The organism is Pseudoalteromonas sp. GW168-MNA-CIBAN-0100 (assembly GCF_040309225.1).
In the GTDB taxonomy this organism is placed as follows: domain Bacteria; phylum Pseudomonadota; class Gammaproteobacteria; order Enterobacterales; family Alteromonadaceae; genus Pseudoalteromonas; species Pseudoalteromonas arctica.
Map to the genome: position 1 here is coordinate 1 of NZ_JBEOOL010000339.1, position 315 is coordinate 315.

General features: G+C 44.8%; 1 protein-coding gene. It reads left to right on the forward strand.

The window, feature by feature from the left end; genetic code table 11:
* Positions 1 to 315 (forward strand): sensor histidine kinase (locus AAEY62_RS21385; RefSeq protein WP_350636391.1); only part of this gene is annotated, 315 nt, incomplete at both ends.

Sequence of the window (315 nt, forward strand, 5' to 3'; positions counted from 1 at the left end):
TGAAAAACAACTTGAACACACTATTAAAATAAGCGTAAAAGACTCAGGCCCCGGCATCGAGAATGACGAAATAGCCTACCTAACCGAACCCTATGTGCAAAGTAGCGCCGGAAAAGAAAAAGGCGGTACAGGCCTTGGTTTAGCAATAACCAGCCGCTTACTCGAAAAACTGCATAGCAAGTTAGAAATAGCCAGTAGCCTAGGGAGTGGCAGCGTGTTTAGCTTTGATATTACGTGTGCGCTGGGCGAGCTCAGCCTAGTAGCGCAACGTCATCAAAGTAAAGATTATTTAACCGGTTTAAAGGTGTTGTTAGT